The organism is Synergistaceae bacterium, assembly GCA_017443945.1.
Taxonomy (GTDB): domain Bacteria; phylum Synergistota; class Synergistia; order Synergistales; family Aminobacteriaceae; genus JAFUXM01.
The window spans coordinates 37,789-45,570 of sequence record JAFSXS010000009.1 but is presented as its reverse complement, the minus strand read 5'-3'; the positions used below and the strand labels follow the sequence as shown (position 1 = coordinate 45,570).

The following is a 7,782-nucleotide window of genomic DNA, read 5'->3' as shown; positions in this document are numbered from 1 at the left end:
GACTTAATCGGCATTAATAACGTCGGCAATAAAAATTTTTCGTCGTGTGCAAGTGCTTATAATTCAGTGTTGAGTCAAATCCGCACAAAATATGTAATTTTCTCACATCAAGATATTTTACTGAATGAACATGATACGCTCGCAAAGTTTTTATCATATCTTGAGCAGATCGGCCAGCATGATATTTTAGGAGTCGCCGGCGTTAAATTCGATGAGTTCGGAGTCTTCACAAATATTTTGCATAAATGGAATAAAACCGGCGAAATTAGTTATGCGGGAGATTTTCGCGTACGAGGCTCTATTATGGAATGCAACACATTTGATGAATGCTTTTCCCGTTTATACGCACTACAATTTCATATTCAAATACTAATTTTCGGGATTAGTTCACGCTGTTAATGCATGTGATTATAGCAGAGCCTTTAAAACGTTTAGGAATATTCGAGACCGTGCGAAAAATTTTGCGTAGATCCTAAAAACTTTTCATGTTCTTGCCAAACGTGTTTTTGCTGCGACCAACAGGAGCAGCTGATGACGCGCAACCGGCCCCGGTTGCAAAAAGATTTTGATTTTGACTTTGCTGTTATAAATTGCATTGAAGAGAGTCTATATTCGCGCGATAAATTAAATTTGTTGATTATATTCGTGATAGAATCTGACGCAAATATAATTAACAGGAGAGAAATTTTTATCATGAAGATAAATAATATTATGAAGCAAGCTAGACAAATGCAGACTCAAATGATGCAGATTCAGGAAAATTTAGCGCACGAAACTGTAGAAGCATCCGTCGGCGGCGGAATGGTAACAGCAACTTTTACGGGACAGGGCGATATTACCGCAATAAAAATAGATCCCGAAGTCATTAACCCTGATGATAAAGATATGCTCGAAGATTTAATTATTTCGGCAGTAAATGAGGGACTCAAGAAAAGCCGCGAACTTATGAATCAGCGAATGGGAAGCATTACAGGCGCACTCGGTGCAATGATGCCGGGATTCTAATATGGAAGCATTCGAGAATCTCATAAAGGAATTAAAGAAATTACCCGGTATAGGCAGTAAAGGCGCGCGAAGAATAGCATTTTTTCTCTTGCAGCAGAAAGAAGAATATTTGACTCATTTGGGCGAGACTCTCTCAACATTGCGCAAAAGTCTTCACCCTTGCAGTGAATGCGGTAATATTTCAGACAAAGACCCGTGTAATATCTGCTCAGATCCGTTGCGTGATAAAAAAGTTCTTTGCGTCGTCGAAGATTTTGAAGCCCTCTCAACGTTTGAACATGCAGGAATCTATAACGGGCTTTATCATGTCTTGAACACTAAGCCGGGAACATCAGAAGACGAAGATTTAACCGACGAAGACATAAAATTTTTCGTCAAGCACGTAAAATCGCTCAAACCAGAAGAAATTATCATGGCCACTAATCCCAAAATTGAAAGCGATATGGTCTATTACACTTTATTAGAAGCGTTGAAGGGTGTCAAAGGCTGCAAAAATATGCGAATCACCCGGCTTGCGTCAGGTCTTCCCGTCGGCGGTGATATTGCATTTGCTGACAGAATCACTCTTCACACAGCTTTACAGGCAAGGACGCAGATAGAATTATGAATAAAAATTTTTCGTTCGTTATTGCTGCCGGCGGTTCAGGTTCGAGAATGGGCGGCGTTAAGAAACAATTTGAGACTCTCGGCAATAAACAATTATGGCAATGGAGCGCGGACAAAGCTGCAAAGTTAAAAGATTCGGGCATAAGCGAAATAATTATAATTTTGCCTGAAGGTTATAATGTCTCATGGGAAAATAATTTAATCCCGTTAAGAATCGCTAAAGGAGGTAAAACCAGAGCTGAGTCGGTTTGTTCGGGCTTGAACGAGGCCAAGTGCGATTTTGTGCTGGTTCATGACGCTGCTAGACCCTTTGCGACAAAAAATTTATTTATTGACTTAATGACTCACACTGATAATATTTTCGGAGCGGTTCCAGTTCTGCCGGTTGCTGATGCATTGAAGCGCATTGATGAAAAAATTATTTCATGCGTAAATAGAGACGGTTTGTATATCACTCAGACACCGCAAAGTTTCCCAAGAGTCAAATTATTAGAAGCAGTAAAAAATTTTCCCGACGCTAAAGACGAGGCCGAAGCATGGTTAAAATTTTATCCCGACAAATTAAATTATGTTACCGGCGAACGTTTAAATTTCAAGATTACCTGTCCTGACGATATGAGAATCGCAAAATCTTTAGTTAATGACTCGCGAATAACTCGAACGGGACTCGGCTATGACGTTCATAAATTAGTCCCTGAGCGCAAATTAATTCTTGGAGGGGTCTTAATTCCTGACTCGCCTTTGGGTTTGCTCGGACATTCTGACGCGGATTTATTGACTCATTCAATAATGGACTCGATTCTAGGTGCTGCGGGACTGCCTGACATTGGGAATTTATTTCCAGCGAGCGACTCGAAATATAAAGATATTGACAGTATAGAACTTTTGCGGGAAGTCTTGAATCTCGTAAAATCTCAGGGCTGGCAGGTTGAATTTGTTGACTCGTTTATATGCGCTCAAGTGCCTAGATTGAACAAGTACCGCGATGAAATAATAAAGAGTCTTGCGCGGTTTTTCCCGGTGAATCTAAAATTTAAATCAGCAGAAAAACTTGATGACTCAGGGCGGGGACTCTCAATGACATGTCAAGCAATAGCAACAATTTCGCGTTTAAATATAAATGGGGAGGCGTTATAAATGCTTATGTTCACTCACAATAGAGAATGCGACAATAAATTATGGTTTGGCGAGCTTGCATTAGAAGGCTTTGAGCAGTATGTATTCAATGATTATATTGTTGAGCCTGCATTATTTGACTCCTACGACGATTTTATAAATAGTGATTGGTCGTCGTTTGTATCTGACAGCGCGTTTATGTGATCATGAGCTTTCTTACACTTGGAATCGAAACGAGCTGCGACGATACCGGAGTCGCAATTATTAATGACGATAAAGAAATTTTGTGCGAGCTTTTATCGAGTCAAATTAACGATCATGCGAAATTTGGCGGTGTGATTCCTGAGTTTGCAGCGAGAAAGCATTTAGAGAATCTTTTGCCGCTTATAGATTCATGTTTGAGTCAATGCAATATTTCGGGAAAAAATTTAAATCTCATCGCAGTAACCAGGGGGCCGGGCTTAATGGGATCGTTAATAGTTGGCGTTCAGACTGCAAGAGCTTTATCGCAGGTTTGGCAAGTTCCGTTAATCGGCGTGAATCATTTGGAGGGACATTTATTTGCGCCGTTAGTTGACTCGGATTTGGAACCGCCGTTTTTGTCGCTGATAGTTTCAGGAGGCCACACGGAAATTATAGAAGTTGACTCGTTCGGGAAATATAAATTATTGGGACAGACTCGAGACGACGCAGCGGGAGAAGCCTACGACAAAGCCGCGAAAATTTTAGGTCTGCCATATCCAGGAGGCCCCGAAATTGATAGACTTGCTAAAAATGGGAATGCTAGAGCGTTTGATTTTCCTGTGCCGTTAAAACATTCTGACAAGATAGAATTTAGTTTCAGCGGGTTGAAGACTGCTTTATTATGGCAGGTGAAAAAATTTGCTGATTCTGACTCACTGCCAATAAATGATTTGTGCGCTTCGTTTCAGCGTGCAGTTGTTGAGGCATTAATCGCGAAAATAAATTTAGCAGTCAAGCTCACGGGGATAAATAAAATTTCTGCGTCGGGCGGAGTCTCTGCTAACAGTGCATTACGTGAGGCCTTAACGAGTCAGAAAAATTTTCGTGTGTGGCTGCCTAAGATTCAACGTTGCACGGATAATGCTGTAATGATTGCTGCTGCGGGGTATAATGCATTTATGCGGGAAAAATTTATAGATTCTGAAATTGTGCCGGATCCGTCGATTCATGATTTATAGTCAACGCACTTTAATAGCAGTAAAAATTTTTTGTCTTCATCATCACGTTTTCAGCAGTGATTGTCTTGAAAAATTGTTTAATTGGCTTGGAATGGGAATTATAGAAATACGCGAATTTTACGGGAATTACATGGCGTTGGCAATAAAATAAATTTTCCCCCGGCCTTTAACGACTGGGGGATTTATTATCACACGTTAAATCTAATTTCTATCATGTCGCCGTCTTTCACGATATAGTCTTTGCCTTCGAGTCGCAGCACTCCTTTGTCGCGGCATTGTGCAATTGAAGCATTATTCGCGATAAAATCATCGTACGAGACCACTTGAGCGCGTATAAATCCCCTCGCTAAATCTGAATGTATCGTCCCTGCAGCATCAACCGCGTTAGAACCTTGTTTTAATGTCCATGCGCGGACTTCATCGGCTCCGCTAGTAAAGAATGAGATAAGCCCCAGCAATTTATAAGCCTCGTGAATGAGTCTGTCTCTGCCCGGTTCCGTTATTGCTAAATCTTTCATAAATTCGAGTCTGTCAGCGGGGTCAAGCTGTTCAAGTTCCATTTCTGTAGCTCCATAAACGCGCACTGAGTCAAGATTTTTTTCTTGCATGACGGACTCAAGTTCTGCTAATTCCGGAATTTTTTCGCCCGTCTGTGAGTCGTCGAGATTTAACACTATTAATTCAGGCTTCAGAGTCAAGAAAGCAAATCCCGATAATGAACGCTTTTGTTCGTCAGTTAATGCAAATTCGCGCAAAGGTCTCTCATTCATTAAGTGTTCTTCCAGCTGCTTTAATAAATCGAGTTCGGCCACTTCAGCGGGAGTTAATTTTTTCTTCGCTTTCTTCTCGTCGAGTCTTGAGAGTCTGCCGCCTATAACGCCTAAATCACGATAAATTAATTCTGACTCGACAATCTGCCAGTCTCTTAATGGGTTAATCGAATTTTCCGGATGAGGCACAGAGTCATTCTTGAAGACTCTAATTACGTGCAATAATGCTTCAGATTCTGATACGAACGACAAAAACGAGTTTCCGAGTCCTGCGCCCTTGCCTGCGTCACGTGAGAGTCCGGCCAAGTCAACAAATTCAACGTCAGCAGGTTTAACGCTCTTGGGTGCAAAAATTTCAACAAGTTTATCAAATCTTGAATCAGGAACGCTGACTAATGCGCGATTCGGTTCAGTTTTTCCGCCTGCATAGGGTTTGACTTCCGCGCCTGCACGAGTGATGACATTAAAAATTGTAGATTTTCCCGAAAGCGGCAGACCTACTATTCCGCATTTAAGCATTATAATATCCCCCTATTTTTCCCGAATTGTTACGGGCATATTTCTATAAGCATATCGCCTAAGTTCGCTGATATCTTCGTTGCTGAGTCTGATACAGCCTTCTGTTGCCATAGTTCCGCGCGAGTCAGGATCGTGAGTCCCGTGAATGCCGATTCCCTTCCATCCTTTAGCATCGAGTCTCAAGAACCACGGCCCGTAAGCTCCTGAAATTTTGCCCTTGCCGTCGCCGAAATCGTGTTTCCATGTTGAAGAAGGCTCAATCGATACAATTTTAAAATTTCCCGTCGGAGTCCTGTTGTCGCCGACTTTTCGTTTATCGCCGGGATTTCTGCCGATTGCTATTGAATATTGCTTTACTACTTCATCGCCTTTATACAGAGTCAGCAAAAATTTTGATTTGTTTATCTCGATTCTGAAGTCATTATTATTATTTCTCGTTAATAATTTTTCCGGACTCTCGAAAATGTCGCCGCCCTTCTTTATTGCAGGTTTCAAAACGGGGTCAGGTCCTGGAGCAGCTTTTAACGGGATTGCTATAGTCTCCTGCTTTTCCGGCTCAGGCTGCACTGGTTGAGTAACGGGAAGAGTTACAAGTTTTTCAGGTTCGCGCACTCTTGCAGAAATAACCGGATCAGGCTGTGCATTTGCTTTGTGAATCTCGTTGATTGACGAAAAATTTATATACGCTCCAACACCTACAGAGACGGCCATTACCCAGAAAAAACCGCGTAAAACCGGGTGCATACGTTTTTTCACGATCCATTTTCCCTGTCCTTTATCGATCCATACAGTTTTAAGTGTAGTTATCTCCTTCAAGAAATTAAGAAATCTTTGCATAAAACTTTTATCCCTCGCTTATGATTTATAAATGAATAATAACGCGCTCACGAAAAAAATCAACGGCCAATAATGCTATTTATCACGCAAATTTTATCACGAATAATAAAAGCGAATCAGAAAGTTTCATTTACTTTGCTGACTCGCCTTCCTGCAAAAAAATTGTGCTGCTGAAATTAAATATTTGTATCGTCTTTTATCTGCGTTAAATTTTCTTCAACGTCCGGCAATTTTTCACGTTCACCGAATAATAAAAGTGTGTCGCCCGCTTTTAATTCCGTGTTGCCCTTAGGAATCAAAAATTTCGAATCTCTATTTATCAGCAAAATTGTAACGCCTTCAGGGAATCTCAAATCTTTAACGCATTTCCCTACAATCTTATATTCCGGCATTAAATCAACTTCGCGGGTTTCTTCCGTGCCTGTGCCTGGTGTCCTGTCAAAAGCTAACGGATAAGATTTCGACTCTCTGACTGGTGCGTCAATGCCTAATAATTTTGCTGCTAATGCTAAAGTTTTCCCCTGAATCAATACAGACGTCAATACAACAAAGAATACTACATTGAACATATAAGAAGCCTGCTCATGTCCGTGAGTCAACGGGTAAGTAGCAAGAATAATAGGCACTGCTCCGCGCAGACCTGTCCAAGAAATAAATAATTTTTCCCGGAAATTAAATTGTTTGCTGAAAAGAGTTCCGGCAAAAACTGATACAGGACGTGCAACAAACATTAACGCGAACGAAATTAATAATCCAACGCTCATAACAGAAATATCAATTACTTCTGCAGGGTTGACTAAGAGACCCAGCACCAAGAACATTATAATTTGCATGAGCCACGCAAAACCTTCATGAAATTTTTGCAGGCTGTATTTGTACAAAAACTCGCGTTCGCCCATTGTAATTCCGCAAACGTATACAGCAAGATAGCCGTTTCCGTAAACTGTCTCGGTGAGTCCAAACGTTATTAAGACAATTGCAATTCCCCAAACCGGATATAATGCCTCGTTCGTAACTTTCAGACGCTGAATCATGTAGCACGCAAGACGGCCCATTATCACGCCCATTAAACCGCCCGCAAGCATTTGAACGACGAATCTAATTGCAAGCTCGTTTAATGGCACATCAGGAGTCGTAAGCCATATCATAGCAGTTAACGTTAAGAATACTGCCATAGGGTCATTACTGCCGGACTCGAACTCTAATAACGGTTTGACTACGCCTTTGACTCCTACTTTTTGTGTGCGTAAAATTGAGAAAACTGCTGCTGCGTCCGTTGATGAAATTATCGAGCCCAACAAAAACGCGTCTTTATATGAGAACATAGGCAGCATTGCAATCGGTATAGCCGCAACTACTGCTGTTATTAATACGCCCAGAGTCGAGAGTACTACACCTTGAGTGATTATAGGCTTTATATCTGACAATTTAGTCATGAAACCGCCCGAAAAAAGTATGAAAGCTAATGCAAATGTACCGACGTTGTTTGCGGCCTCAGCGTCAGTAAAATTTAAGCCTCCGAGTCCGTCCCTGCCTGCTATCATTCCTATTGCAAGAAACAAAAGCAGTGAAGGAATCTTATATTTCTCTGAAATTGTGCCGGCTACAAGACTCATAAAGAATAACAAGCCTGCAACTAAAAACGGGTCTATAGTCTGAAACATAGTTTGTAATAACATCCTCCATAATAAATAAATTTCTAATCTGCTAATTATCGCATAAATACA

General features: G+C 41.1%; 10 protein-coding genes. 7 read left to right on the top strand and 3 right to left on the bottom strand.

The annotated features are described in order from the left end of the window. The 7 genes from IJT21_01070 to IJT21_01040 all read left to right on the top strand — a co-directional run. A partial coding sequence (locus tag IJT21_01070; GenBank protein ID MBQ7576836.1) for a hypothetical protein occupies window positions 1-399 on the top strand: 399 nt, incomplete at its 5' end. A 294-nt stretch (window positions 400-693) separates the two neighbouring features. After that, the gene (locus IJT21_01065) at window positions 694-1,005 is read left to right on the top strand and encodes a YbaB/EbfC family nucleoid-associated protein (GenBank protein MBQ7576835.1); all 312 of its coding nucleotides are present in this window, start codon (window positions 694-696) and stop codon (window positions 1,003-1,005) included. Between the two features lies 1 nt (window position 1,006). Then, window positions 1,007-1,612, top strand: coding sequence for a recombination protein RecR (recR, locus tag IJT21_01060; GenBank protein MBQ7576834.1), 606 nt, complete (start codon window positions 1,007-1,009; stop codon window positions 1,610-1,612). After that, window positions 1,609-2,748 carry a 2-C-methyl-D-erythritol 2,4-cyclodiphosphate synthase gene (gene ispF, locus IJT21_01055; GenBank protein ID MBQ7576833.1) on the top strand — a complete coding sequence of 380 codons (1,140 nt, stop codon included), beginning with the start codon at window positions 1,609-1,611 and terminating at the stop codon, window positions 2,746-2,748. Before recR ends, ispF begins: the two co-directional genes overlap by 4 nt. Before the next feature lie 6 nt (window positions 2,749-2,754). After that, on the top strand, window positions 2,755-2,931 hold the full coding sequence (locus IJT21_01050) for a hypothetical protein (GenBank protein ID MBQ7576832.1): 177 nt from the start codon (window positions 2,755-2,757) through the stop codon (window positions 2,929-2,931). A gap of 2 nt (window positions 2,932-2,933) precedes the next feature. Continuing rightward, window positions 2,934-3,929: a tRNA (adenosine(37)-N6)-threonylcarbamoyltransferase complex transferase subunit TsaD gene (gene tsaD / locus IJT21_01045; protein MBQ7576831.1), complete on the top strand. Its 996-nt coding sequence runs from the start codon at window positions 2,934-2,936 to the stop codon at window positions 3,927-3,929. Then, the gene (locus IJT21_01040; GenBank protein MBQ7576830.1) at window positions 3,919-4,080 is read left to right on the top strand and encodes a hypothetical protein; all 162 of its coding nucleotides are present in this window, start codon (window positions 3,919-3,921) and stop codon (window positions 4,078-4,080) included. The genes tsaD and IJT21_01040 overlap by 11 nt, the downstream gene beginning before the upstream one ends. Before the next feature lie 37 nt (window positions 4,081-4,117). Here the strand turns inward: IJT21_01040 and ychF are convergent, their stop codons facing one another. From ychF to IJT21_01025, 3 genes are all read right to left on the bottom strand, one after another. Continuing rightward, on the bottom strand, window positions 4,118-5,218 hold the full coding sequence (gene ychF, locus IJT21_01035; protein MBQ7576829.1) for a redox-regulated ATPase YchF: 1,101 nt from the start codon (window positions 5,216-5,218) through the stop codon (window positions 4,118-4,120). Window positions 5,219-5,230: 12 nt separating this feature from the next. After that, window positions 5,231-5,929: a L,D-transpeptidase gene (locus IJT21_01030; GenBank protein ID MBQ7576828.1), complete on the bottom strand. Its 699-nt coding sequence runs from the start codon at window positions 5,927-5,929 to the stop codon at window positions 5,231-5,233. A 302-nt stretch (window positions 5,930-6,231) separates the two neighbouring features. Further along, complete coding sequence (locus IJT21_01025; GenBank protein MBQ7576827.1) at window positions 6,232-7,719, bottom strand: potassium/proton antiporter; 1,488 nt, start codon at window positions 7,717-7,719, stop codon at window positions 6,232-6,234. Between the last annotated feature and the right edge of the window lie 63 nt (window positions 7,720-7,782).